Source organism: Stenotrophomonas sp. YJH_SMC_4 (genome assembly GCF_059371575.1).
Window position 1 is genome coordinate 191,870 of sequence record NZ_JCAFUR010000002.1, and the last position, 24,837, is coordinate 216,706.

The following is a 24,837-nucleotide window of genomic DNA, read 5'->3' on the forward strand; positions in this document are numbered from 1 at the left end:
GGGTGGGGGCGACCACGATAGCCCAAACGTCCCACACAAGACCCGCGACTCGGACATAATCGGGGGTATGGACCGATACGAACGCATCACCGCCCTGCATCGTCTGCTCAAGTCCGCGCGCTATCCGGTGACGGTGGCGACCCTGCAGGACAAGCTCGGTTGTTCCCGTGCCACCGTCTACCGCGACCTGGCCTTCCTGCGCGATGCGCTGATGGCACCGATCGAGGGCGACGGCGAGGCCGGCTTCCGCTACCAGGCCGACGAGAGCGACCGCTTCGAACTGCCTGGCCTGTGGCTCAGCTCGGAGGAGCTGCACGCCCTGCTGGCCTCGCAGCACCTGCTGGCGCGTACCGGCGGCGGCGTGCTGTCCTCGGTGCTGGCGCCGCTGCAGCAGCGTATCGAGAGCCTGCTGGCTGCGCAGGCCGGTGTCTCCAACTGGCCGGTGGATCGTGTGCGGGTAATCCCGCACCGCGGCCGCAAGTTCGATGAAGGCAGCTTCCGCAGCGTGGCCTCGGCGGTGCTGGAGCGCCGCCAGCTGGCGTTCGAGTACCGTGCCCGTTCCACCGACGAGCCGACCAAGCGCACCGTCTCGCCGCAGCGCCTGACCCATTACCGCGACAACTGGTACCTGGATGCCTGGGACCATGACCGCGAAGCCCTGCGCAGCTTCGCCGTGGACCGCATCCACAAGGCGCGCGTGGTCGACAGCACTGCCCGTGACGTCGCCGACAGCGAGCTGGACGAGCAGCTGGGTGCCAGCTACGGCATCTTCTCCGGTGCGCCGAAGGGCTGGGCGACCATCCTGTTCAGTGCCAAGGCCGCGCGCTGGGTGGCCGACGAGCATTGGCACTCCAAGCAGCAGGGCCGCTTCCTGGCCGATGGCCGCTATGAACTGAAGGTGCCGTACAGCGTCTCCCGCGAGCTGCTGATGGACGTGCTGCACTACGGCTCGGATGCCGAGATCGTCGAGCCGGTGATGCTGCGCGAGCAGGCCAAGGCGCTGCTTGAGCTGGCCCTGAGCAACTACGAAAAATCCTGACACTCCCCCCGAGAACTCCTCCGCCCATGAAGAAGACCCTGTTGCTGCCCCTGCTCGCCGCTGCGCTGGCCCTGACCGCCTGCGGCAAGTCCGGCGAGCCCTCGCAGAAGCTGGTGGTGGCCGCCACGGCCGTGCCGCATGCCGAGATCCTTGAGGTGGTCAAGCCGATCCTCAAGCAGGAAGGCGTGGACCTGGACGTGCGCGTGTTCAACGACTACGTGCAGCCCAACGACCAGCTGGTGCAGAAGCAGGTGGACGCCAACTACTTCCAGACCGAGCCGTACCTGGATGCCTACAACCGCGATCGCAAGACCGATCTGGTGAAGGTGATCGGCGTGCATATCGAGCCGTTCGGTGCCTATTCGCGCAAGGTCAAGTCGCTGGCCGAGCTGCGCGACGGTGCCGACGTGGTGATCCCGAACGACCCGAGCAACAACAGCCGCGCGCTGATCCTGCTGCACAAGGCCGGCGTGATCGAGCTGAAGGATCCGGCCAACGCGCTGTCGACCCTGCGTGACATCACCGCCAACCCGAAGAACCTGAAGTTCCGCGAGCTGGACTCGGCGATGCTGCCGCGCGTGCTGGACCAGGTCGACCTGGCCCTGATCAACACCAACTACGCGCTGGATGCGGGCCTCAACCCGACCAAGGATGCACTGGCGATCGAGAGCAAGGACTCGCCGTACGTGAACTTCCTGGTCGCGCGGCCGGACAACAAGGACGACGCCCGCGTGCAGAAGCTGGCCAAGGCCCTGACCAGCCCGCAGGTGAAGGCTTTCATCGAGACCAGGTACAAGGGCGCGGTGCTGCCGGCGTTCTGACCGGCGCTGCGGGCGTTCTGGCCATGCGGTCGTGCCGGCCGCTGGCCGGCAATCTGCAAACGCCGCCAAGGATCATGGGGTTGCCGGCCAGCGGCCGGCACGACCTTCAGTCTACGTGGAAGGCGAGGGTGGCCGCCACGGCCTGCTGCCAGCCTGCATAGAGTTTCTCGCGCCGCGCCACTTCCATCTGTGGCTCGAAGCGCCGGTCCAGGCCCCATTGCGCGGCGATCTGCTCGCGGCTGGACCAGAACCCGACGGCCAGACCGGCCAGGTAGGCCGCGCCCAGCGCGGTGGTCTCGGTCAGCCGCGGCCGCAGCAGTGGCACCCCAAGGATGTCGGCCTGGAAGCCGGCCAGGAAGTCGTTGCCGATCGCACCACCGTCGGCGCGCAGTTCGGTCAGCGCGATGCCCGCATCGGACTGCATCGCATCAAGCACGTCGCGGGTCTGGTAGGCCATCGCCTCCAGCGCGGCACGCACGAAGTGTGCCTTGCGGGTGCCACGGGTCAGGCCGAACATCGCGCCGCGCACATCGCTGCGCCAGTAGGGCGCGCCCAGGCCGACGAATGCCGGCACCAGATACGCGCCGCCGCTGTCCGGCACCTGCGCGGCCAGTGCCTGGCTGTCGCTGGCACGCTCGATCATGCGCAGGCCGTCACGCAGCCACTGCACCACCGAGCCGGCGATGAAGATCGAGCCTTCGAGTGCATATTCCACGCGCCCGTCCAGGCCCCAGGCAATGGTCGTCAGCAGGCCGTTGCGCGAGCGCACCGCCTGCGTGCCGGTGTGCATCAGCATGAAGCAGCCGGTGCCATAGGTGTTCTTGACCATGCCCGGCTGGAAGCAGGCCTGGCCGAACAGCGCCGCCTGCTGGTCTCCGGCGATGCCGGCGATCGGGATCGGGTGGTCGAAGAAGAACTGCGGCCGGGTGTGCGCATACACCGTGCTGGAATCGCGCACCTGCGGCAGCATCGCGCGGGGTATGTCCAGCAGCGCCAGGAGGTCGTCATCCCAGTCCAGCGTGTGGATGTTGAACAACAGGGTGCGTGCGGCGTTGCTGTAGTCGGTCACATGCGCCTGGCCGCCACTGAGGTTCCATACCAGCCAGCTGTCGATGGTGCCGAACAGCAGCTCGCCACGCTCGGCGCGTTGCTGCGCACCTTCCACGTGGTCGAGGATCCAGCGCACCTTGGTGGCGGAAAAATAGGCGTCGATCAGCAGGCCGGTGCGTTCGCGGACCAGTGCCTCATGCCCGTCGCACTTCAGTCGCTCGCAGATGGCATGGCTCTGCCGCGACTGCCAGACGATGGCATTGTGGATCGGCTGGCCGGTGGCGTGGTCCCAGACCACGGTGGTCTCGCGCTGGTTGGTGATGCCCAGCGCGGCGATATGACGCGGGTCGATCTGTTCGCGGCTGAGCAGTTCGGTCAGCGTGGCATAGACACTGGTGAGGATCTCGCGCGGGTCATGCTCGACCCAGCCGGGTTGCGGGAAGATCTGCGCGAACTCGCGCTGCGCACTGCCGACGATGTCGCCAGCACGGTCGAACAGGATCGCGCGCGAACTGGTGGTGCCCTGGTCGATGGCCAGCACGTAGCGGGGCGTCATGCAGCGTCTCCGGTGGCGATGGGGAAATCCTAATGCATCGATCGCGTCGCGCGCGGCCACCCTGGTAGCTGCCAACCTTGGTTGGCACACGTGGCAACACGGGGGTCAGAGCCCTTTCCCTGGGAAAGGGATCCGACCCCCCATCCACGCCTGCAGCCGCGCCACCTGCGCCGCATCCAGCCGCAGCCCCAGCTTGCTCCGCCGCCACAGCACGTCCTCGGCGCTACGCGCCCATTCGTGGTCGCGCAGGAAAGCCACTTCCCGCGCATGCAGGCCGCCGCCAAAGTCCTCGCCAAGATCGTTCATACCCCGCAGGCCCTGCAGCAGCTCCGCGCTGCGGCTGCCGTAGGCGCCGGCCCAGCGGCGCGCAATCTCTGCGGGCAGCCACGGTGCCAGTGCCTGCAGGCGCGAGCACGCCTGCGTGGCGTCGCCCCAGTCGCTGCCCGGCAGTGGGTGGCCCGTTGCCGTCCATGCCGGTCCCATCTGCGGCAGGGCGGGGCGCAGCAGGTCCAGCGCTTCTTCGGCCAGCACGCGGTACGTGGTCAGCTTGCCGCCCAGCACATGCAGCGCGGGCGCCGGGCCGGACTGCAACTGCAGGCGGTAGTCACGGCTCAGCTTCGCTGCACGCGGATCTGGATCGGCAAGTAGCGGGCGTACCCCTGCGAACTGCCAGACCACGTCCTGCGGGGTGATCGGCTCGCGCAGGTAGTGGTTGGCGGCCTCGCACAGGTAAGCCACCTCCGAAGGCAGCACGCTGCACCGGGCCGGGTCGCCGCGGTAGTCGGTGTCGGTGGTGCCGACCAGCAGGTGGTCGTGGGCGAACGGCAGCAGGAACACCACGCGGCCATCGGGCTGCTGAAGCAGGCAGGCGCTGTCGTCGGGCCAGGGCCGGCGCAGCACGATGTGGCTGCCCTGTACCAGGCGCAGGGCGGGGCCGCCATCGCGCGCCTGCATACGTTCCAGCAGGCCTCCTGCCCAAGGGCCGGCTGCATTGGCAACGGCCTGGGCGATCACCGTTTGCTGCCGGCCGTCGGTGGCTTCCAGCGTGGCCTGCCAACGGCCCAGCACAGGGCGCAGTTCAATGCAGCGGCTGCGCACATGTACCCGTGCGCCACGCCCGGCGGCGTCCAGCGCATTGAGCAGTACCAGCCGCGCGTCATCGACCTGCGCATCGGCGTAGCTGAAGGCCTGCCGCAGCGCCGGGGAGAGCCAGGGGCCGAGCGGGTCGCGTTGCAGGTCCAGTGCGCGCGAGGCGGGAAAACTCGGGCTGCGCCGGCCGAGATGGTCATACAGCCACAGGCCCGCGCGCAGCATCCAGCGCGGTCGCAGGTGGGGTTCCCATGGCAGCACGAAGCGCAACGGACGGACCAGATGGGGGGCCTGCCGCCGCACCACTTCGCGTTCACCCAGTGCCTTGCGCACCAGTCCGAACTCGCCCTGTTCAAGGTAGCGCAGGCCGCCGTGGATCAGTTTGCTGCTGGCGCTGGAGGTGTGCGCGGCCAGGTCATCCTGCTCGCACAACAGCACCCGCAGGCCGCGGCCGGCCGCATCACGGGCGATGCCGGCGCCGTTGATGCCGCCACCGATCACCAGCAGGTCGACGTCGTCCATCGCGTCTCCGTGTCCTGTGTGTGCGTAGAGTCGACTGTCAGTTGACTGCCTTTTGTAGAGTCGAGCCATGCTCGACTTTTGAAAGAGCAGTCGACTGACAGTCGACTCTACAGAACGCGGGTGACGGAAACGACGACGGGCCCCGCAGGGCCCGTCGCGTTACATCGGTGAAGCCGGTGCTGCCTGGATCAGAAGCGGGCACCGATGCCGAAGCCGACGGTCCACGGATCCATCTTGGCTTCGCCGATCTTCTCGCCGCCGACCTTCACGTCCGGACGCGAACGCATGTAGCGGGCATCGGCACGGGCGAACCAGGTGGAGTTGATGTTCATGTCCACGCCGACGGTGCCGATCACGCCCTTGGCGTCCTTGAGGCGGATGTCGGAGCTGCTGCCGTCGGCCAGCGTTTCATTGCTGAAGCTGGACTGGTAGTAGCCCACGCCCACGAACGGACGGAACACGTTGTCAGCCTGGCCGAAGTGGTACTGGCCGCTCAGCGCGACCGGCTGCTGCTCGACGTTGCCCAGGCGGGCATTGTTCGGGCCCTTCACCTTGTGGTCGAACTTGTCGGCGGCGCCCCACAGTTCAACGGCCCAGTTGTCGTTGATGTAGTAGCTGAAGCTGACGGTCGGCGCCGGGCCACCATCGACCTTCTTGATGCCGTCGATCGGATCATTCTTCGGCTGCAGCAGCGCGACGCCGCCAACCACGGCAAAATGCTTGCCCGAAGCGGTATCGGTGGAGCTGCTGTCCTGGGCGAAAGCAGCCGGCGCGAAGGCGGCGGAGGTCAGCAGGGCGAGACTCAGGATACGGATGGAGCGCATGGGGGTATCTCCTAATGTTTCTTGTTTTGGGCCCCCGGTTGCGGGGCGAGCACACCGTAGTCGCCTCAACATGAATCGAATCCGACGCGCGTTAAAAAATAGTTTTCCTTGTTCAGCGATCAGCGCGAAAAGCCTGTATCCATGGGGTTTCTGGTCGTCAGTTGCATTCATTCAGTTGGAGAAGATGTGAGCGCGGCAACGCTGTGCGTCGGCCTGCAAGCGCAGGTGAACGTGGATTGCAGGGTGCTGCTGCTGGGTTCGATGCCAGGCGTGGCATCCCTCCAGGAGCAGCGTTACTACGCGCATCCGCGCAACCGCTTCTGGCCGCTGATGGCCGATATCTGCGGTTTCGACGCGGCTCTGCCCTATGTGCAACGGCTGCAGGCGTTGAACGCCGCGGGCATCGGCCTGTGGGATGTGATCGGCCGCTGCGAGCGGCGCGGCAGCCTGGATGCCGACATCGTGCGTGGCACGGAAGTGGCCAATGCGCTGCCGGAACTGATCGCCACGCTGCCTGAGCTGAAGCTGATCGGCTGCAATGGTGGTGCCTCGCTGCAGGCATTCCAGCGCTGGGTGCTGCCACGGCTGGAAACCCCGCCGAAGCTGGTCGCATTGCCGTCGACCAGCCCTGCCAATGCGGCGTGGTCGTTGCCGCGCCTGCGGCAGGCCTGGCAGCCGGTGGCCGACGCGCGGGCGACATGAAGCGGACATCGTCCGGACAATACGCTACCGACTGGTCGCGGCCGCGACCCATGGGCAACAGCCTGTCCCGGCTGCGTGCGTACTGAAAACACCTGTAACGGTTGGCGCTGGCCCCCGCTGGCCGCACAATAGACGTTTCCCTACACCAGATTGCCGGAGTTATCCCCATGGCCGAAATCAAGGAAGCACTTGTCCCCGATATCGGTGACTACAGCGATATCCCGGTAATCGAGGTGCTTGTCGCCGTCGGCGACACGGTCAAGAAGGACCAGGGCCTGGTGACGCTGGAAAGCGACAAGGCGACCATGGAAGTGCCGTCCTCGGTGGCTGGCGTGGTCAAGGAACTGAAGGTCAAGGTCGGCGACAGCCTGTCCGAAGGCAAGGTCGTGGCCCTGATCGAAGTGGCCGCAGGCGAAGCCGAAGCCGAAGCCGCCAAGCCGGCGGCTGCCGCGCCGGCACCGGCCAAGGCCGCTGCCCCGGCTGCCGCCACCCAGAGCGCACCGGCCCCGGCCGCAGCTGCGCCGGCCGCCCCGGCTGCCAGCGGTGGTGCGGTTGAAGCGCTGGTGCCGGATATCGGCGACTACGCCGGCATTCCGGTCATCGAAGTGCTGGTCGCCGTCGGCGACACGGTCAAGAAGGACCAGGGCCTGGTCACGCTGGAAAGCGACAAGGCCACCATGGAAGTGCCGTCGTCGGTGGCCGGCGTGGTCAAGGAGATCAAGGTCAAGGTCGGCGACACTCTGTCGCAGGGCAATGTGGTCGCCATCATCGAGGCCGAGGGCGCTGCCGCGCCGGCGCCGACCAAGGCGGCCGCTGCGGCCGCTCCGGCTGCCGCCGAGACCGCCACCAAGGTCGAGCCGGTCGCTGTGCCGGTGCAGCCGGACAAGCTGGCGGCCCGCGAGATCGCCTCGGCCGGTACCCCGTCCAGCCCGCCGGTACAGTTCAACGCCGATGGCGTGCTGCCCGCCAAGGTGCCGTATGCCACCCCGGCGGTGCGTGTGTTCGCCCGCGAACTGGGCGTGGACCTGCTGCAGATCAACGGCACCGAGAAGGGTGGCCGCATCACCAAGGGTGACGTGCAGAAGTTCGTCAAGGCCGCGCTCAGTGGTGGCGTGCCGGCTGCCGGCGGTGCTGCTGTCGCTGCCGGTGGTGGCCTGAACCTGCTGCCGTGGCCGAAGGTCGACTTCAGCAAGTTCGGCGAGACCGAAGTCCAGCCGCTGTCGCGCATCAAGAAGATCTCGGGCGCAAACCTGGCCCGCAACTGGGCGATGATCCCGCACGTCACCCAGTTCGAGCAGGCCGACATCACCGACCTGGAAGGCCTGCGCGTGGCGCTGAACAAGGAGAACGAGAAGGCCGGCATCAAGCTGACCATGCTCGCCTTCCTGATCAAGGCCAGCGCCGCAGCGCTGAAGAAGTTCCCGGAATTCAACGCCTCGCTCGATGCCAGCGGCGAAAACCTGACCCTGAAGAAGTACTTCCACATCGGCTTCGCCGCCGACACGCCGAACGGCCTGGTCGTGCCGGTGATCCGCGACGTGGACAAGAAGGGCGTGGTGCAGATCGCGCAGGAAACCGGCGAACTGGCCAAGAAGGCGCGCGACGGCAAGCTCGGCCCGGCCGACATGAGCGGCGGCTGCTTCTCGATCAGCTCGCTGGGCGGCATCGGTGGCACCGCGTTCACCCCGATCGTCAATGCACCGGAAGTGGCCATCCTCGGTGTCTCCAAGTCGTCCATCCAGCCGGTCTGGAACGGCAAGGAATTCGCACCGAAGCTGATGCTGCCGCTGTCGCTGAGCTACGACCACCGCGTCATCGACGGCGCCCTGGCCGCACGCTTCACCACGTACCTGTCCCAGGTACTGGCCGACATGCGCCGCGTGCTGCTGTAAGGCACCCGCTTCGCCCCCACCGTGCGGCCGCAGCCCCTGGCGCGGCCGCGTGAACAGATGCAGTGACAGCCCACCGGCCATGCCGGGCGGGCATGAGGAAAACCCACCATGGCCACGATTGAAGTCAAGGTTCCCGACATCGGCGATTACAGCGATGTGCCGGTGATCGAAGTGTTGGTCGCCGTCGGCGACACGGTGAAGAAGGACCAGGGTCTGGTGACCCTGGAATCGGACAAGGCCACCCTGGAAGTGCCGTCCTCGGCTGCCGGCGTGGTCAAGGAAATCAAGGTCAAGCTGGGCGACACCCTGTCCGAAGGCGCCGTGGTCGTGGTGCTGGACGCTGAAGGCGCCGCCGAAGCCCCGGCCAAGGCCGCTGCGCCGGCTCCGGCTCCGGCTGCAGCCGCAGCCGCTCCGGCCAGCAAGCCGCCGGTGACCCCGTCGCACCGCGCCCCGGCCGAACCGGCTGCGCCGAAGCCGGCGCTGTCCAGCGGCAAGCCGGCCGACATCGAATGCGAGATGGTCGTGCTGGGCTCGGGCCCGGGCGGCTACACCGCCGCCTTCCGCGCTGCCGACGTCGGACTGGATACGGTGCTGGTCGAACGCTACGCCAGCCTCGGCGGCGTCTGCCTCAACGTGGGTTGCATTCCGTCCAAGGCGCTGCTGCACGCCGCAGCGGTCATCGACGAAGTGGCCCATGCCGGTGATTTCGGCGTCGAGTTCGGCAAGCCGACCATCACCCTGGACAAGCTGCGCCAGTACAAGGAAAAGGTCGTCAACCAGCTGACCAAGGGCCTGGCTGGCATGGCCAAGCAGCGCAAGGTCCGCAACGTGCAGGGCGTCGGCAAGTTCATCTCGGCCAACGAGCTGGAAATCACCGCTGCTGACGGCAGCACCCAGCTGCTGCGCTTCCAGAAGTGCATCATCGCCGCCGGTTCGCAGGCGGTGAAGCTTCCGAACTTCCCGTGGGACGACAAGCGCGTGATGGATTCCACCGACGCGCTGGAGCTGGCCGAAGTGCCGGGCTCGCTGCTGGTCGTCGGCGGCGGCATCATCGGCCTGGAAATGGCCACCGTGTACAGCGCGCTGGGCAGCAAGGTCACCGTGGTCGAGTTCATGGACCAGCTGATGCCGGGCGCCGACAAGGACCTGGTCAAGCCGCTGGCCGACCGCCTGAAGAAGCAGGGCATCGAAGTGCACCTGAAGACCAAGGCCTCGGGCGTCACCGCCGATGCCAAGGGCATCACCGTCACCTTCGACGCCGCCGAGGAAGGCCAGGCCCCTGCGCTGGCGCAGGGCACCTTCGACCGCGTGCTGGTGGCCGTGGGCCGTTCGCCGAACGGCAAGAAGATCGATGCCGAGAAGGCCGGCGTGCAGGTCACCGACCGTGGCTTCATCCCGGTCGACCGCCAGATGCGCACCAACGTGCCGCACATCTTTGCCATCGGCGACATCGTCGGCAACCCGATGCTGGCCCACAAGGCCACGCATGAGGGCAAGCTGGCCGCCGAAGTGGCTGCTGGGCACAAGAAGGAATGGGTGGCCCGCGTGATTCCGTCGGTGGCCTATACCAACCCGGAAATCGCCTGGGTTGGCGTGACCGAGACCGAAGCCAAGGCCAAGGGCCTGAAGGTCGGCGTGGCCAAGTTCCCGTGGGCCGCCAGTGGCCGCGCGATCGGCATCGGCCGCACCGAGGGCTTCACCAAGCTGATCTTCGACGAAGAAACCCACCGCATCATCGGCGGTGCGATCGTCGGCGTGCACGCCGGTGACCTGCTGGCCGAGATCGGCCTGGCGATCGAGATGGGTGCGGAGGCGGAAGACATCGGCCACACCATCCATGCCCACCCGACGCTGAGCGAGTCGGTGGCGATGGCGTCGGAAATCTACGACGGCACGATCACCGATCTGTACATGCCGAAGAAGAAGTAAGGCGCCCGCGCCGTTCCGAACGAAAAGCCCCGGTTTCTACCGGGGTTTTTTGTTGGCTGCAGGAATGTCTTCGGCTGTTGTCATCGCGAGGGTCCGGGCCACTGCGCGGGTGGCAGGCATTTCGACAAATGTCCCCCGTCGCCCGCCTGTGGCGGTCGCCTCCTCCTTTACTTTGTCGAAACGCCCGCCACCCGCGCAGTGGCTCGGCTTGCGGATAGTCAGAGCCAGTGCCAAAGCCGCCCGGATTCCTGACACGCGGGGGGAGAGGGGCTTGTGTGCGAAGTAAAGGAGGAGGCGTCGGGCGTAGGCCGGCGCCGGGGGACATTCGCACGCAAGCCCCTCTCCCCCCGCGCTCGACCAACCTGCTTCTCTGCTCGACGATGCCACAAAAAACGCGGCCCCGATGTTCCGGAGGCCGCGCCAGGAGAGAGAGTGCCGTGGAAGGGGCGGGGGATCAGAACACGAAGCTGATACCGGCCACCGGGCCCTTGAATTCCTGCTTCAGGCCGACAGTACCGTCGCTGCCCTTCTTGTCCACGTCCAGCTTGAACCAGTCGTAGCCGGCGAACACGCCGAAGTTCTTGGTGAAGCGGTAATCGACGATGGCATTGGCGCGGCTCAGGTCGCCCTTGTAGTCATCGAAGCTGCCCCAGCGCGTGTTGAGGTACTGGCCCTGCAGCGTGATCATCCAGCGCTCGGACGGCGTGAAGGTCATGCGGGCGCCCACCACAGGTGCCACGCCATCGGCCTTCTCGTCGAGGAACTGGCCTTCGTACACCGTGCCCAGGTCGGCGTAGCCCTTGGTGCTGACCTTGGCGTACTCGCCACCGATCTGCAGGCCGAGGTCGAAGGTGTCGGTATCAACCACCGAGTAGTCATAGACCAGGCTGGCCACCTGGTACTTCAGCTCACCCTTCACGAAGCTGCCGGCCGGGACGTTCTCACCGCCGAAGGAAATGCCCTGGTCGAGGGTCTCGCGGCGGTCCTTGTCGTACTTGAAGTAGTTGAACAGGAGGCGCTGACGGTTGCTGATGCGGAACATGCCGTCGATGCGCGGCTCCCATTCCTTGCCACCCAGCTTGAAGTCCTGGTTCAGGGAGATGTCCTGGCCGGCCACGGTGGTGCTGCCGCGGAGGGTGTTGTCCGAATCGATGTTCATCGCACCCAGACGGATGGCAAAGCGGTCATCGCCTTCGGCGGCGTGGGCCGCATTGGCGAACGAGGCGCCGGCAGCGAGCAGGGAGAGGGCGAACAGGGTGGGTACGGGGCGCATCGAAGAGTCCTTGCAGTGGTTCATCAGAATGAAGGCCACTGTGCCGGACAGGCCCGTCCACCATGCGTGAACGTATGGTCCATGGCATGTGTACGGTTCAGTGCTGTCGCGACGATGCAAAAAGATGGCCCCGGAGCCGGGCTTCGGGGCCATCGTGGGACCTGCGGGGCGGAGCCGACGAGGATGCTGCAGGCAGGTCGAATGATCGGACCGGCATGTCTGACGAAAGTTCCGCAGCCTGCGACCAAAGTTCAATAGTGCGTCGCAACATGGTGCGGACGTCATTGTCCCCCTGGTGGCACGCAAAAATGTAACCGTTACCGCAACTTGCGGCTCCCAGGGATGAACAGGGAGCGGTTGTCTCGCAAATTGTCCCATTGCTATAATTTGGCGGCTCGATGAGGCCCCCCTGCTGTAGCCGCCTCAGCCCTCCACTTGCAACCACGCGGGACGTCCTGTGCTGAACTCCGTTGATGCGGGTCGGCGACTGATGCTGCGCGCCGCGGTCTACCCGCTGGCCGCAGTGGCTGTCCTGGCCCTGGCCTTCCTGCTGGTAGGTCCGAAATACGCCCTCGGCGCGCTGGCGTCCGGTGTGGCCATTTCGGCCGGTGGCTGGGTGGCGGCACGGATGGCACTGGGCGGTGGGGCACTGGCCGCAGGATCGGCGATGGCTCGCCTGATCATTGCGATCGTGGCCAAGTGGGTCGTGGTTTTCGGCGTCCTGCTGGTGGGGTTCCTGGTCTTCAAGCTGCCTGCATTGGCGCTGTTGGCCGGTATCGCCGTCGGCTTGATGTTCCAGGTCCTGGCGATGGCCAGGCGTTGACAGAATTCAATTAACTGAAGGTTCCGGACACATGGCGGGCGAGGCTCTAACCCCTACCAGCTACATCCAGCATCACCTGCACAACCTGACCGCGCCGGTCGGCAAGGGTGAGGGTATGTTCTGGCATATCCACGTCGATACCTTCCTCACCGCGGTCCTGATGGGCCTGGTGATCGTTGTCGCGTTCTGGCTGGGCACACGCAAGGCCACCGCCGGCGTGCCGGGCAAGTGGCAGGCCTTCGTTGAAATCTGCCTGGAGTTCGTCGACCGCCAGGCCAAGGACACCTACCACGGCAAGAGCAAGCTGGTCACGCCGATCGCCATCACCATCTTCTTCTGGATTCTGCTGATGAATCTGCTGAAGATGATCCCGGCCGATTTCATCGCCAAGCCGCTGGAATGGGCGGGCGTGCACTACTGGAAGCCGGTGCCGACCGCTGACGTCAATGCCACCCTGGGCATGGCCATCAGCGTGTTCTTCCTGATGCTGTTCTTCGCGCTCAAGTCCAAGGGCCTGGGCGGCTTCATCAAGGAATTCCTGACGGCCCCGTTCGGCAAGTGGATGATGCCGTTCAACCTGATCCTCAACATCGTCGAGTGGCTGAGCAAGCCGATCTCGCTGGCGATGCGACTGTTCGGCAACATGTTCGGCGGCGAAATCGTGTTCCTGCTGATCTGGGTGCTGGGTGGTGCCGGTTTCTTCGGTGCCATTGCCGGTGGTGTGTTCGGCCTCGGCTGGATGCTGTTCCACCTGCTGGTGATCCCGCTGCAGGCCTTCATCTTCATGATGCTGTCGATCGTGTACCTGAGCCTGTCGGAAGACGCTCACTGAGTTTCAAGCTTCAACGCGTTTCAACCTTCATCCGTTTCATCACCCTTAGCAACTTAAGTTCCTGGAGATAACCATGTACTTCGCCGTCCTGACCAACTTCGCGCAGATTCAGAGCTCCACCGCCCTTGCCGTCGGCATCATGATCGGCCTGGCCGCGCTGGGCGCCGGTCTGGGTCTGGCCATCATGGCTGGTAAGTTCCTGGAGTCGGCCGCCCGCCAGCCGGAACTGATCCCGGTCCTGCAGGTCCGCATGTTCATCACCGCCGGCCTGATCGACGCCGCGTTCATCATCTCGGTCGCCGTTGGCCTGCTGCTGGCCTTCGCCAACCCGCTGTCGGCTGCCTTCGCTGGCGCCGTCACCAAGGCTCTGGCCGGCTGATACAGCGGTTTGAGACGACCGGGTGCTGATGCACCCGGTTTCGGATGAAGGCCGGATGTGCCGCTACGGCGGCGCGTCCACCCCGAAACCAGCGATCGAGCTAACCATGAATATCAATTTCACCCTTCTTGCGCAGGCGCTGGCCTTCGCTGGTCTGATCTGGATCATCGCGACCAAGATCTGGCCGCCGCTGATGAACGCGATCGAAGAGCGCCAGCAGAAGATTGCTGAAGGCCTCGCTGCTGCCGACCGCAGCCAGAAAGATCTGGCCCAGGCGCAGGAGAAGGTCAACGAAGCGCTGAAGGAAGCACGCACCAAGGCCAACGAGATCATCGATCAGGCCCACGCGCGTGCCAACCAGATCGTTGATGCTGCCCGTAACGAAGCGATCACCGAAGCCACCCGTCAGAAGGAACTGGCCCAGGCTGAAATCGACGCCGCCGCCAACCGTGCCCGTGAAGATCTGCGCAAGCAGGTGTCCGCGCTGGCCGTGACCGGTGCCGAAAAGCTGCTCAAGCGCGAAATCGACGCCAACGCCCACAAGGCGCTGCTCGACGAGCTGGCCTCGGAGATCTAAGGATGAGCCAGGCCCTCACGCTTGCCCGCCCGTACGCCCGCGCCGCGTTCGCGACCGCGCGCGACGAAGGCGCGTTCGCGCCGTGGTCGGACGCCCTGGCGTTCTCCGCCCACGTCGCCGCCGACCCGCGCGTGGCGGCCCTGCTCGCCAACCCGGAGCTGGGTCGTGACGACGCCGTCGCCCTGCTGGCGCCGGTGTCCCACGGCGAGACCTACTCGCGCTTCCTGGCCATCCTGGCCGAATCGCATCGTCTGCCGCTGCTGCCGGAGATTTCCGGCATGTTCGACGCCCTGCGCGCCGAAGCCGAGCACGTGGTCAAGGCCATCGTCACCTCGGCCGCCGAACTGTCGGCCGGTGAGCTGGACGCGATCAAGGTCGCGCTGCGCAAGCGCTTCAACCGCGAGGTCGACGTGACCACCGCGGTCGATGCCTCGCTGATCGGCGGCGCCGTGATCGACGCCGGCGACGTGGTCATCGATGGTTCGCTGAAGGGCAAGCTGGCCCGTCTGCAGACCGCGCTCGCTAACTGAATTCATTTAACGTCCGGCCCCGCTGCCGGCACTAGGACTTGACGATGGCAACCACGCTCAACCCCTCCGAAATCAGCGAACTGATCAAGAACCGCATCGAGAAGGTCAAGCTGGCCGCGGAATCGCGCAACGAAGGCACCGTGACCAGCGTGTCCGACGGCATCGTGCGCATCTTCGGTCTGGCCGACGTGATGCAGGGCGAAATGATCGAACTGCCGAACAACACCTTCGCCCTGGCCCTGAACCTGGAGCGCGACTCGGTCGGCGCCGTGGTGCTGGGTGACTACGAGCACCTGCGCGAAGGCGACGTCGCCAAGACCACCGGCCGCATCCTGGAAGTGCCGGTCGGTCCGGAACTGCTGGGCCGCGTCGTGAACGCGCTGGGCGAGCCGATCGACGGCAAGGGCCCGCTGGGCACCGACCTGACCGCTCCGGTGGAGCGTGTTGCGCCGGGCGTGATCTGGCGCAAGTCGGTCGACCAGCCGGTGCAGACCGGCTACAAGTCGGTCGACTCGATGATCCCGATCGGCCGTGGCCAGCGTGAGCTGATCATCGGTGACCGCCAGACCGGCAAGACCGCGATGGCGATCGATGCCGTGATCAACCAGAAGGGCACCGGCATCAAGTGCGTGTACGTTGCGATCGGCCAGAAGGCTTCGACCATCGCCAACATCGTGCGCAAGCTGGAAGAGAACGGCGCGCTGGCCCACACCATCGTGGTGGCCGCGACCGCTTCCGAATCGGCTGCCATGCAGTACATCAGCGCCTACTCGGGCTGCACCATGGGTGAGTACTTCATGGACCGCGGCGAAGACGCGCTGATCGTGTACGACGATCTGTCCAAGCAGGCTGTCGCCTACCGCCAGATCTCGCTGCTGCTGAAGCGCCCGCCGGGCCGTGAAGCCTACCCGGGTGACGTGTTCTACCTGCACTCCCGTCTGCTCGAGCGCGCTGCCCGCGTGTCCGAGGAATACGTCGAGAAGTTCACCGAAGGCAAGGTCACCGGCAAGACCGGTTCGCTGACCGCGCTGCCGATCATCGAAACCCAGGCCGGCGACGTGTCCGCCTTCGTTCCGACCAACGTGATCTCGATCACCGACGGCCAGATCTTCCTGGAAACCGATCTGTTCAACGCCGGCATCCGCCCGGCCGTGAACGCCGGTATCTCGGTGTCGCGCGTCGGTGGCTCGGCCCAGACCAAGATCATCAAGAAGCTGTCCGGCGGCATCCGTATCTCGCTGGCCCAGTACCGCGAGCTGGCTGCGTTCGCGCAGTTCGCCTCGGACCTGGACGAAGCGACCCGCAAGCAGCTGGAGCGTGGCCAGCGCGTCACCGAGCTGATGAAGCAGAAGCAGTACGCGCCGATGTCGATCGCCAACCAGGCACTGTCGATCTACGCCGTCAACGAGGGTTACCTCGACGACGTGCCGGTCAACAAGCTGCTGGCGTTCGAAGAAGGCCTGCACGCCCACTTCGCCAACACCCAGGGCGAGCTGGTCAGCAAGGTCAACGCCACCGGCGGTTGGGACAACGACATCGAAGGTGCCTTCAAGAAGGGCATCGCCGAGTTCAAGACCACCGGCAGCTGGTAATCGCGGTCCTGTAGAGCGGAGCCGCTGGCTCCGCTGGACCAGATGACAAACGGTTGAACAACGCGGGGCAGCAGCCCCGCGCCACGGGAAACAAGAGATGGCAAGCGGACGCGAAATCAAAACCAAGATCAAGAGCGTGCAGAACACCCGCAAGGTGACGCGCGCCCTGGAAATGGTCTCGGCCTCCAAGATCCGCAAGGCGCAGGATCGGATGAAGACCTCGCGTCCGTACGCGCAGGCGATGAAGCAGGTGATCGGTCACCTGGCCCAGGCCAGCACCGACTACCAGCATCCGTTCCTGGTCGAGCGCGAGCAGGTCAAGCGGGTCGGCTTCATCGTGATCTCCTCCGATCGCGGCCTGGCCGGCGGCCTGAACAACAACCTGTTCCGCAAGATGCTGGGCGAAGCCAAGGCATGGCAGGACAAGGGTGCGGAAGTGGACCTGGTGACCATCGGCCAGAAGGCTTCGACCTTCTTCCGCCGCGTGAAGGTCAACATGGTCGGCAGCGTGACCCACATCGGCGACGTGCCGAAGCTGGAATCGCTGATCGGTGTGATCAAGGTCATGCTCGACGCCTTCACCGAAGGCAAGATCGACCGCGTGTACCTGGTCTACAACCGCTTCGTGAACACCATGGTGCAGAAGGCCAGCTTCGATCAGCTGCTGCCGCTGCCGCCGGCTGAGAAGCAGGTCGCTCACCACGACTGGGACTACCTGTACGAACCCGATGCCGCGACCGTGCTCGAGCACGTGATGACGCGTTACATCGAGTCGCTGGTGTACCAGGCACTGCTGGAAAACGTCGCCTCCGAGCATGCGGCACGCATGGTTGCGATGAAGGCGGCGAGCGACAACGCCAACAAGCTGATCGGCACCCTGCAGCTCGTCTACAACAAGGCGCGCCAGGCAGCGATCACCCAGGAAATCTCCGAAATCGTCGGCGGCGCGGCAGCAGTCTGACCGCGTTCGTTCAAAGCACACATTAGAGGATGCAGCAATGAGTCAGGGCAAGATCGTTCAGATCATCGGCGCGGTCGTCGACGTCGAATTCCCGCGTGAATCGGTGCCGAAGGTGTACGACGCACTGAAGGTGGAAAACACCGAGATCACCCTCGAAGTCCAGCAGCAGCTGGGCGACGGCGTGGTGCGTACCATCGCCCTCGGTTCCACCGACGGCCTGAAGCGCAACCTGGTTGCCGTCAACACCGGCCGTGGCATCTCGGTGCCGGTCGGCGCCGGCACCCTGGGCCGCATCATGGACGTGCTCGGCCGTCCGATCGACGAAGCCGGCCCGGTGGCCGCCAGCGACAGCTGGGAAATCCACCGTGCGGCCCCGTCGTACGAAGACCAGTCCCCGGCCACCGAACTGCTGGAAACCGGCATCAAGGTCATCGACCTGATGTGCCCGTTCGCCAAGGGCGGCAAGGTCGGCCTGTTCGGCGGCGCCGGCGTCGGCAAGACCGTCAACATGATGGAGCTGATCAACAACATCGCCAAGGCGCACAGCGGTCTGTCCGTGTTCGCCGGCGTGGGTGAGCGTACCCGTGAGGGCAACGACTTCTACCACGAAATGAAGGACTCCAACGTCCTCGACAAGGTGGCGATGGTGTACGGCCAGATGAACGAGCCGCCGGGCAACCGCCTGCGCGTCGCCCTGACCGGCCTGACCATGGCCGAGTACTTCCGCGACGAGAAGGACGAAAACGGCAAGGGCAAGGACGTCCTGCTGTTCGTCGACAACATCTACCGCTACACCCTGGCCGGTACCGAAGTGTCGGCACTGCTGGGCCGCATGCCGTCCGCCGTGGGTTACCAGCCGACCCTGGCCGAGGAAATGGGCGTCCTGCAGGAGCGCATCACCTCGACCAAGAACGGTTCGATCACCTCGATCCAGGCCGTCTACGTTCCCGCGGACGACCTGACCGACCCGTCGCCGGCAACCACCTTCGCCCACCTGGACTCGACCGTTACCCTGTCGCGTTCGATCGCCTCGCTGGGTATCTACCCGGCCGTCGATCCGCTGGACTCCACCAGCCGCCAGATGGACCCGCTGGTCATCGGCCACGAGCACTACGACACCGCCCAGCGCGTCCAGCAGACCCTGCAGAAGTACAAGGAACTGAAGGACATCATCGCGATCCTGGGCATGGACGAACTGTCCGAAGAGGACAAGCAGGCCGTGTCGCGCGCCCGTAAGATCGAGCGCTTCTTCAGCCAGCCGTTCCACGTGGCCGAAGTGTTCACCGGTTCGCCGGGCAAGTACGTGCCGCTGAAGGACACCATCCGTGGCTTCAAGGCCATCGTCGATGGCGAGTACGACCACCTGCCGGAGCAGGCGTTCTACATGGTTGGCGGCATCGAAGAAGCGGTCGAGAAGGCCAAGAAGATGGCCGAGAAGGCCTGATCCGGGGCGGGCGGGAGCGATCCTGCCCGACCTGACGCCGGCGCCGGGCAACCGCCCGCGCCGGTGGACCCCCACGGTGGCATTGCGCCGCCGCGAACAGCGAAGAGATTTGCATGAGCACGATCCGTTGCGACATCGTCAGCGCCGAGCAGGAAATCTTCCGTGGCGAAGCGACCCTGGTCGTGGCCACCGGTGAGCTGGGCGAACTGGGCATCGCGCCCAAGCACGCGCCGCTGATCACCCGCCTGAAGCCGGGCAAGGTGGTGGTGACCACGCCGAATGGCGAGCAGCTGGATTTCGCCATTTCCGGCGGCATCCTGGAAGTGCAGCCGCAGGTGGTGACCGTGCTGGCCGACACCGCGATCCGCGCGCAGGACATCGACGAAGCCTCGGTCCGCAAGGCCAAGGAAGAAGCCGAGCGCATCCTGGCCAACCGCGGTGAAGCCATGGAAGTGGCCGAAGCCCAGCAGAAGCTGGCCGAAGCCGTCGTCCAGCTGCAGGCCCTGGAACGCCTGCGCAAGACCCTCAAGCACTGAGGTTCCGCGCTGCATCCACGAAAACGCCGGCCCTGCGCCGGCGTTTTTGTTCGGGTGGCTGGGTAGAGTCGACCGGGTGGATTCGACCGGGTAGAGTCGACTGGGTAGAGTCGACTGTTAGTCGACTGCTCTACGTTCAGGCCGCGAAAATCCCGCGCTGCGCGCGTTAGTCGACTACCAGTCGACTCTACCAGTCCCGGTCCCCAGTCCCGATCCCGATCCCGATCACCGATCCCGATCACCGATCACCGATCCCGGTCCCCGATCCCGGTCCCCGATCCCGGTCCCCGATCCCGATCCCGATCCTGGTGCCGTCTCAGCGATACACCACGTACCGCATCAGCAGGAACGACACACACGCCAGGCCGCCTTCCACCAGCGGTTTGGCAAGCCAGGTGTACTGCAGGCCCAGCGCATGGTCCACCAGGCTCACCAGCAATGTGCTCGCCACGGTGAGCAGCAGCCATAGACTGAAAAAGCGTGCAAATCGCTTCCATCCCAGCTTGCGGGTGCCGGCCTCGGCAAAGGTGTAGCGGCCGTTGAGCCAGAAGCCCAGCAGCATGCCGGCCAGGCGCCCGGCGATGTTGGCCGGCGCCACGGGCATGCCCAGTGCGGTGGTGACCACGAACACGAGCCAGTCGAGCAGCAGCTGCACGAGCCCGATGACGAGGTAGGCGCTTCCCTGGCGGACGAGGCTCATCGGCATGGCGAAGGGAGGAGGGATGCCCATGTTAACGGCGCACGCTCTAGAATCACCGGCAACGAACCACGGACCGCCGTTCCCATGACCCAACCCCTGCACGTCATCATCCTCGCCGCCGGCGCAGGCAAGCGCATGAAGTCGGTGCTGCCGAAGGTGCTGCAGCCGATCGCGGGCCAGCCGATGCTGGCGCACGTGATCGACGCGGCCCGTGAGCTCCAGCCGGCGGCGATCCACGTGGTCCATGGCCATGGCGGCGAGGCGGTGCGCCAGTACTTCGCCGGCCAGCCCGACCTGCAATGGGCCGAACAGGCTCAGCAGCTCGGCACCGGCCATGCGGTAGCGCAGGCGATGCCCCAGGTTCCCGACCTGGCGCAGGTGCTGGTCCTGTACGGCGACGTGCCGCTGATCCGTGCGCAGACCCTGCGCGACCTGCTCGCACAGCCGGGCCGGCTGGCGGTACTGGTGGCCGATGTCGATGACCCGACCGGATATGGCCGCGTGCTGCGCGATGCCGAGGGCAAGGTTGGCGCGATCATCGAGCAGAAGGACGCCACCGATGACCAGCTGCGCGTGCGCACGATCAATACCGGCATCATCGCCGCCGAATCGACTGCGCTGCGCCGTTGGCTGTCGCAGCTTTCCAACAGCAATGCACAGGGCGAGTACTACCTCACCGATGTCTTTGCGTTTGCCGCCCATGAATACACGCCGGCCGAAATGGCGCTGGTGGCCGACGCGCAGGAGGCCGAAGGGGCAAACGACCCCTGGCAGCTCTCGCAGCTGGAGCGCGCCTGGCAGCGTCGTGCGGTACGGGCCTTGTGCGCACAGGGGGCGCGCGTGCGCGATCCGGCCCGGCTCGACATCCGCGGCACTGTCACCGTGGGCAGCGACGTGCTGATCGACGTCGATGTCGTGCTCGAGGGCAACGTGGTGCTCGGCGACGGCGTCACCGTCGGTCCGTTCAACCGTTTGAAGGACGTCAACCTTGGGCCGGGCACCGAAGTGCGTGCGCACTGCGACCTGGAGGGCGTGGTTACCGAGGGCGCCGCGCAGATCGGCCCATTCGCGCGCCTGCGACCGGGCACCGTGCTGGCCGATGGCGTGCACGTCGGCAACTTCGTCGAGACCAAGAAGGTCACGCTGGGTGTCGGTAGCAAGGCCAATCACCTCACCTACCTGGGCGATGCGGTGATCGGCAGCAAGGTGAACATCGGCGCTGGCACCATCACCTGCAACTACGATGGCGTGAACAAGTCGACCACCACCATTGGCGACAACGCGTTCATCGGCTCCAACAGCTCGCTGGTGGCACCGGTGACCATTGGCGACGGCGCGACCATTGCCGCCGGTTCGGTCATCACCCGCAACGCGCCGGACGGCAAGCTGACACTGGCGCGTGTCCGACAGGAAACCATCGATGGCTGGAAGCGCCCGCTCAAGAAGTCCTGAGCCCCGCATTCCCCGCGCCGATGAACTCGGTGTGCTGCCCGGCATCGAGCAGCGCGCCGGCGAGGTGTTGAGGGGCCATGAGGCCTATCCGGTGTTCGCCGGGCATGGCCTGGACCTGCCGACACTACAGGATGGCCTTGAACGCGGGCAGCTGTGGGTGGTGGATGCGGCAGACGGTGGCATCGCCGGCTATCTGCTTGCCGGCGAACTGGCAGGTGAGTTCCACGTGCTGCAGATGGATGTGGATCCTGCACACGCGCGGCAAGGTCATGGGCGCACGTTGTTGCGCCATGCATTGGTACAGGCCCGGGCGGCGGGCTATCGCTCGGCCGTGCTGACCACGTTGTCCGACGTGCCGTGGAATGCGGCCTTCTATGCCAGTGAAGGGTTCGTCGCCGCACCGGAGGCGGAGTGGGGTGCAGGGCTGCAGGCGGTGATGGCCGAAGAGGCCGCGCTGGGGTTTCCGATGCATCTACGCGTGGCGATGCGGCAGGCCTGGTAGGTACCGACCTCGGTCGGCATATCCACGCATCGCGTGGATCTACCCGATCGGTCCGCTCAACCCACCGGCAGCAGGATCGACACGCACAACCCGCCATCGCCGCGGTTCTGCAGTGACACCCGTCCGCCGTGGGCCTCCACGATCTCCCGCGTCAGCGCCAGCCCCAGCCCGGTGCCATTGCGCTTGGTCGAATAGAACGGCATCAGTGCGTTCTGCAGCACCTGCTCGTTCATGCCCTTGCCGCGGTCAAGCACGTCCAGGCGCAGCCACTGCGGCAGCCGGGTCAGCTGTACCTGCACATCGTCGTTGGGCGGCTCGGCTTCAGCGCAGGCTTCGTGCGCATTCTTCAGCAGGTTCAACAACGCCTGCCCGAACTGCGCGATGTCGATGCGGCTGCTCAGCTCCTCGTCCGGCTCACGTTCCATGCCGAACGGGATCTGCTGGCGCAGGCTGGACAGGAACGGCGCCCAGTGCACGGTCTGCAGCTGCGGCTGTGGCAGCTTGGCAAAGCGCGCATAGCCACGGATGAAGCCTTCCAGGTGGCGTGCGCGGTCCTCGATGGTGGTGAAGATCTCGGGCAGCCGGTCAAAGCGCTCACGCTGCACCAGCACGCCGCCGGAATGGGCGAGCGAAGCAATCGGCGCCAGTGAGTTGTTGAGCTCGTGGCTGATCACCCGGATCACCTTCTTCCAGGTCTGCACTTCCTGGCGGCGCAGCTCGGCGGTCAACAGGCGCACCAGCAGCAGGTCGTGCGGACGACCGTTGAGCTGGAAGGCACGCCGCGAGAGGTGATAGACCTGCTCGTCATCCTCATCGCCGTCCTCCCCCTCGGCGTGCACCGCGAACAGGCTGTCACCGCCACGGGCGATGGCATCGCGCAGTTCCACCGGCACCTGTTCCAGCACGTCTTCCAGGCGCTGGCCTTCCAGCTTCCAACCGCCGTGCAGCAGCTTGCGCGCGGCCAGGTTGGAGAACACCACGCGGGCGATGCCATCACCGCCGGAGGCGATCAACAGCATCGCAACCGGCGTATTCTGCACCATGGTGTCCAGCAGCAGCTCACGTTGCACCAGGCCCTGCCGCTGCTCACGCAGTACATCACCCAGCTCCCGGTGTGCCTGCACCAGGTCGCCGAGCTCGTCATTGCCGGGCCAGTGCACGCCGAAGTTGTATTCGCCGTCGCGATAGCTGCTGGTGGTGCCCGCCAGGGCCCGCATCAGTGACCGCACCGGGGCGGTAGCCCGACGCAGCGTCCACCACATCAGCGACAGCAGGATCAGCGCCGACACCGTGGTCACCACCCAGCCATGGTCCATCCAGTAGGCCAGCAGCCACGGCAGTGCCGCAGCCAGTGCCAGCACCGGCAGCAGGCGCAGGAACAGGCGGAAAGTGAACGAGCGCCGCTTCATTCGCGTGGAATACCGTGGCGGTCCATGCGCCGGTACAGCGCCTGGCGGCTCAGGCCGAGCTCGGCGGCAGCCTGGGCGATGACGCCATGGTTGCGCGCCAGCACATCCTCGATGCGTGTGCGGTCGGGATCATTGCCTGCGCTGGGTGCCGGTCGTGGTACGACGGCTGCGCGCGGCAGGTTGAGATCGGCCACTTCGATGCGGTTGCCGGTGGCCAGCAGTTCGGCACGCTGGATCACGTTGCGCAGCTCGCGCACGTTGCCTGGCCAGGGGTGCCGCTGCAGTGCTGCGGTGGCGGCGCTGGACAGCGGCTTGCCAGCGGTCAGGAATCGCTCGGCCAGCGGCACGATGTCGCCCGGGCGTTCGGCCAGCGGCGGCAGCACCAGTTCCACCGTGTTGAGGCGGTAATAGAGATCTTCGCGGAAGGTACCGTCGCGGATCATCGCCGGCAGGTCGGCATTGGTCGCGCTGACCACGCGGACCTTGACCTGGCGCTCGCGGTTGGAACCCAGGCGCTCGAAGCGGCCGGTTTCCAGCACGCGCAGCAGCTTCATCTGCCCGCCGAGCGACAGGTTGCCGATCTCATCCAGGAACAGGGTGCCACCATCGGCGGCCTCGAACTTGCCTTCGCGCGCCTTGTTGGCGCCGGTATACGCACCGGCCTCGGCACCGAACAGTTCGGCTTCGATCAGTTCCGAGGGCAGCGCGCCACAGTTGACCGCCACGAACGGGCCCTTGGCCACCAGCGAATTGGCCTGGATGATCTGCGCGATCTTCTCCTTGCCGGCACCGTTCGCACCGGTGATCAGTACCGGCAGTTCCGAGCGTGCGACCTGGCAGGCGAGGGCGATGACGCGCTCGCTGGCGGGGTCGGCGAAGACCGCGCCGCACAGGTCGTACTTCTCTTCCAGCGCGTTGCGCTGGTGCAGTTCACGGCTGCGGCGCCGGTCCAGTTCGCGGCGTGCCTCGGACAGTTCCAGCAGGTTGTTGACCGTGGTCATCAGCTTGCGGTCGTCCCAGGGCTTGGCCAGGTAGTCGGCCGCACCGGCCTTGACCAGGTCCACCGCACTGCTCAGGTGGGTCCAAGCGGTCAGCAGGATCACCGGCAGGTCCGGATGGCGCGCACGGATCTGCGCGAACAACGCTTCGCCCTCCTCACCGGAGGTGGTGTCCTCGCTGAAGTTCATGTCCTGGATCACCAGATCGACCGGCTGCGACTCGAGCAGGGCCAGCCCATCGGCGGGCGTGTGCGCCTGCAGGGTGTCGATGTCGTGCAGGGAGAACAGCACGTCCAGCGCAGTACCCACGCTGGCGTTGTCGTCGATGATCAGGATCGCAGGCATCAAGCGGTTCTGCAGAAAGGGATGGGCGGCGCCGATGGAGCCGTTCGTGTCCACGCACCG

23 protein-coding genes are annotated in these 24,837 nt (G+C 65.9%); 16 read left to right on the forward strand and 7 right to left on the reverse strand.

From position 1 onward, the window contains the following. The first annotated feature begins 67 nt into the window (after positions 1-67). Both AC5P9F_RS04390 and AC5P9F_RS04395 read left to right on the forward strand, forming a co-directional pair. Positions 68-1,039, forward strand: coding sequence for a helix-turn-helix transcriptional regulator (locus AC5P9F_RS04390; protein WP_005411144.1), 972 nt, complete (start codon positions 68-70; stop codon positions 1,037-1,039). A 26-nt stretch (positions 1,040-1,065) separates the two neighbouring features. Beyond that, a complete protein-coding gene (locus AC5P9F_RS04395) occupies positions 1,066-1,860 on the forward strand; it encodes a MetQ/NlpA family ABC transporter substrate-binding protein (protein WP_012481327.1) in 795 nt (264 codons plus the stop codon). 106 nt (positions 1,861-1,966) lie between these two features. Here AC5P9F_RS04395 and glpK read toward each other — a convergent pair whose 3' ends face one another. From glpK to AC5P9F_RS04410, 3 genes are all read right to left on the reverse strand, one after another. Further along, a complete protein-coding gene (gene glpK / locus AC5P9F_RS04400; RefSeq protein ID WP_171968443.1) occupies positions 1,967-3,466 on the reverse strand; it encodes a glycerol kinase GlpK in 1,500 nt (499 codons plus the stop codon). A 105-nt stretch (positions 3,467-3,571) separates the two neighbouring features. Beyond that, entirely contained in the window at positions 3,572-5,077 is a 1,506-nt protein-coding gene (glpD, locus tag AC5P9F_RS04405) for a glycerol-3-phosphate dehydrogenase (protein ID WP_261728198.1), read from the reverse strand. Positions 5,078-5,265: 188 nt separating this feature from the next. Beyond that, positions 5,266-5,901, reverse strand: a complete 636-nt coding sequence (locus AC5P9F_RS04410; RefSeq protein ID WP_005411140.1) for an OmpW/AlkL family protein — start codon at positions 5,899-5,901, stop codon at positions 5,266-5,268. A gap of 186 nt (positions 5,902-6,087) precedes the next feature. On the opposite strand from AC5P9F_RS04410, the gene AC5P9F_RS04415 reads away from it, so the two are divergent. The 3 genes from AC5P9F_RS04415 to lpdA all read left to right on the forward strand — a co-directional run bounded on the left by AC5P9F_RS04415 (position 6,088) and on the right by lpdA (position 10,424). After that, positions 6,088-6,603: a DNA-deoxyinosine glycosylase gene (locus AC5P9F_RS04415; protein WP_005411139.1), complete on the forward strand. Its 516-nt coding sequence runs from the start codon at positions 6,088-6,090 to the stop codon at positions 6,601-6,603. 167 nt (positions 6,604-6,770) lie between these two features. Further along, a complete protein-coding gene (gene aceF, locus AC5P9F_RS04420) occupies positions 6,771-8,495 on the forward strand; it encodes a dihydrolipoyllysine-residue acetyltransferase (protein WP_171968441.1) in 1,725 nt (574 codons plus the stop codon). 108 nt (positions 8,496-8,603) lie between these two features. Continuing rightward, the gene (gene lpdA, locus AC5P9F_RS04425; RefSeq protein ID WP_171968440.1) at positions 8,604-10,424 is read left to right on the forward strand and encodes a dihydrolipoyl dehydrogenase; all 1,821 of its coding nucleotides are present in this window, start codon (positions 8,604-8,606) and stop codon (positions 10,422-10,424) included. Positions 10,425-10,878: 454 nt separating this feature from the next. On the opposite strand, the gene AC5P9F_RS04430 is transcribed toward lpdA, so the two are convergent. Further along, complete coding sequence (locus tag AC5P9F_RS04430; protein ID WP_032965966.1) at positions 10,879-11,697, reverse strand: hypothetical protein; 819 nt, start codon at positions 11,695-11,697, stop codon at positions 10,879-10,881. 457 nt (positions 11,698-12,154) lie between these two features. On the opposite strand from AC5P9F_RS04430, the gene AC5P9F_RS04435 reads away from it, so the two are divergent. From AC5P9F_RS04435 to AC5P9F_RS04475, 9 genes are all read left to right on the forward strand, one after another. Continuing rightward, a complete protein-coding gene (locus AC5P9F_RS04435) occupies positions 12,155-12,520 on the forward strand; it encodes a hypothetical protein (protein WP_006394654.1) in 366 nt (121 codons plus the stop codon). 31 nt (positions 12,521-12,551) lie between these two features. Next, entirely contained in the window at positions 12,552-13,352 is an 801-nt protein-coding gene (gene atpB, locus AC5P9F_RS04440; protein ID WP_005411134.1) for a F0F1 ATP synthase subunit A, read from the forward strand. Positions 13,353-13,425: 73 nt separating this feature from the next. Next, positions 13,426-13,731, forward strand: a complete 306-nt coding sequence (gene atpE, locus AC5P9F_RS04445; protein ID WP_005411133.1) for a F0F1 ATP synthase subunit C — start codon at positions 13,426-13,428, stop codon at positions 13,729-13,731. Positions 13,732-13,837: 106 nt separating this feature from the next. Next, the gene (locus AC5P9F_RS04450; protein WP_005419512.1) at positions 13,838-14,308 is read left to right on the forward strand and encodes a F0F1 ATP synthase subunit B; all 471 of its coding nucleotides are present in this window, start codon (positions 13,838-13,840) and stop codon (positions 14,306-14,308) included. Positions 14,309-14,310: 2 nt separating this feature from the next. Beyond that, positions 14,311-14,838: a F0F1 ATP synthase subunit delta gene (locus AC5P9F_RS04455; RefSeq protein ID WP_171968439.1), complete on the forward strand. Its 528-nt coding sequence runs from the start codon at positions 14,311-14,313 to the stop codon at positions 14,836-14,838. Between the two features lie 44 nt (positions 14,839-14,882). Next, positions 14,883-16,430 (forward strand): F0F1 ATP synthase subunit alpha, encoded by a 1,548-nt coding sequence (atpA, locus tag AC5P9F_RS04460; RefSeq protein ID WP_005411130.1) that lies wholly within the window; start codon positions 14,883-14,885, stop codon positions 16,428-16,430. Between the two features lie 97 nt (positions 16,431-16,527). Further along, positions 16,528-17,391 (forward strand): F0F1 ATP synthase subunit gamma, encoded by an 864-nt coding sequence (gene atpG, locus AC5P9F_RS04465; protein ID WP_005411129.1) that lies wholly within the window; start codon positions 16,528-16,530, stop codon positions 17,389-17,391. A gap of 37 nt (positions 17,392-17,428) precedes the next feature. Beyond that, the gene (gene atpD, locus AC5P9F_RS04470) at positions 17,429-18,835 is read left to right on the forward strand and encodes a F0F1 ATP synthase subunit beta (RefSeq protein ID WP_005411128.1); all 1,407 of its coding nucleotides are present in this window, start codon (positions 17,429-17,431) and stop codon (positions 18,833-18,835) included. 113 nt (positions 18,836-18,948) lie between these two features. Beyond that, on the forward strand, positions 18,949-19,371 hold the full coding sequence (locus AC5P9F_RS04475) for a F0F1 ATP synthase subunit epsilon (protein ID WP_005411127.1): 423 nt from the start codon (positions 18,949-18,951) through the stop codon (positions 19,369-19,371). A gap of 316 nt (positions 19,372-19,687) precedes the next feature. Here the strand turns inward: AC5P9F_RS04475 and AC5P9F_RS04480 are convergent, their stop codons facing one another. Beyond that, positions 19,688-20,071: a GtrA family protein gene (locus tag AC5P9F_RS04480; RefSeq protein WP_114618233.1), complete on the reverse strand. Its 384-nt coding sequence runs from the start codon at positions 20,069-20,071 to the stop codon at positions 19,688-19,690. 84 nt (positions 20,072-20,155) lie between these two features. Between AC5P9F_RS04480 and glmU the strand changes: the two genes are divergently transcribed. Continuing rightward, positions 20,156-21,523, forward strand: a complete 1,368-nt coding sequence (gene glmU, locus AC5P9F_RS04485; protein ID WP_111172865.1) for a bifunctional UDP-N-acetylglucosamine diphosphorylase/glucosamine-1-phosphate N-acetyltransferase GlmU — start codon at positions 20,156-20,158, stop codon at positions 21,521-21,523. Next, positions 21,492-22,025 (forward strand): GNAT family N-acetyltransferase, encoded by a 534-nt coding sequence (locus tag AC5P9F_RS04490; protein WP_111196809.1) that lies wholly within the window; start codon positions 21,492-21,494, stop codon positions 22,023-22,025. Before glmU ends, AC5P9F_RS04490 begins: the two co-directional genes overlap by 32 nt. 56 nt (positions 22,026-22,081) lie before the next feature. Here AC5P9F_RS04490 and AC5P9F_RS04495 read toward each other — a convergent pair whose 3' ends face one another. Together AC5P9F_RS04495 and AC5P9F_RS04500 are read right to left on the reverse strand one after the other, a co-directional pair. Next, a complete protein-coding gene (locus AC5P9F_RS04495; RefSeq protein ID WP_005414539.1) occupies positions 22,082-23,434 on the reverse strand; it encodes a sensor histidine kinase in 1,353 nt (450 codons plus the stop codon). Further along, positions 23,431-24,777, reverse strand: coding sequence for a sigma-54-dependent transcriptional regulator (locus tag AC5P9F_RS04500; protein ID WP_111196812.1), 1,347 nt, complete (start codon positions 24,775-24,777; stop codon positions 23,431-23,433). Before AC5P9F_RS04500 ends, AC5P9F_RS04495 begins: the two co-directional genes overlap by 4 nt. Between the last annotated feature and the right edge of the window lie 60 nt (positions 24,778-24,837).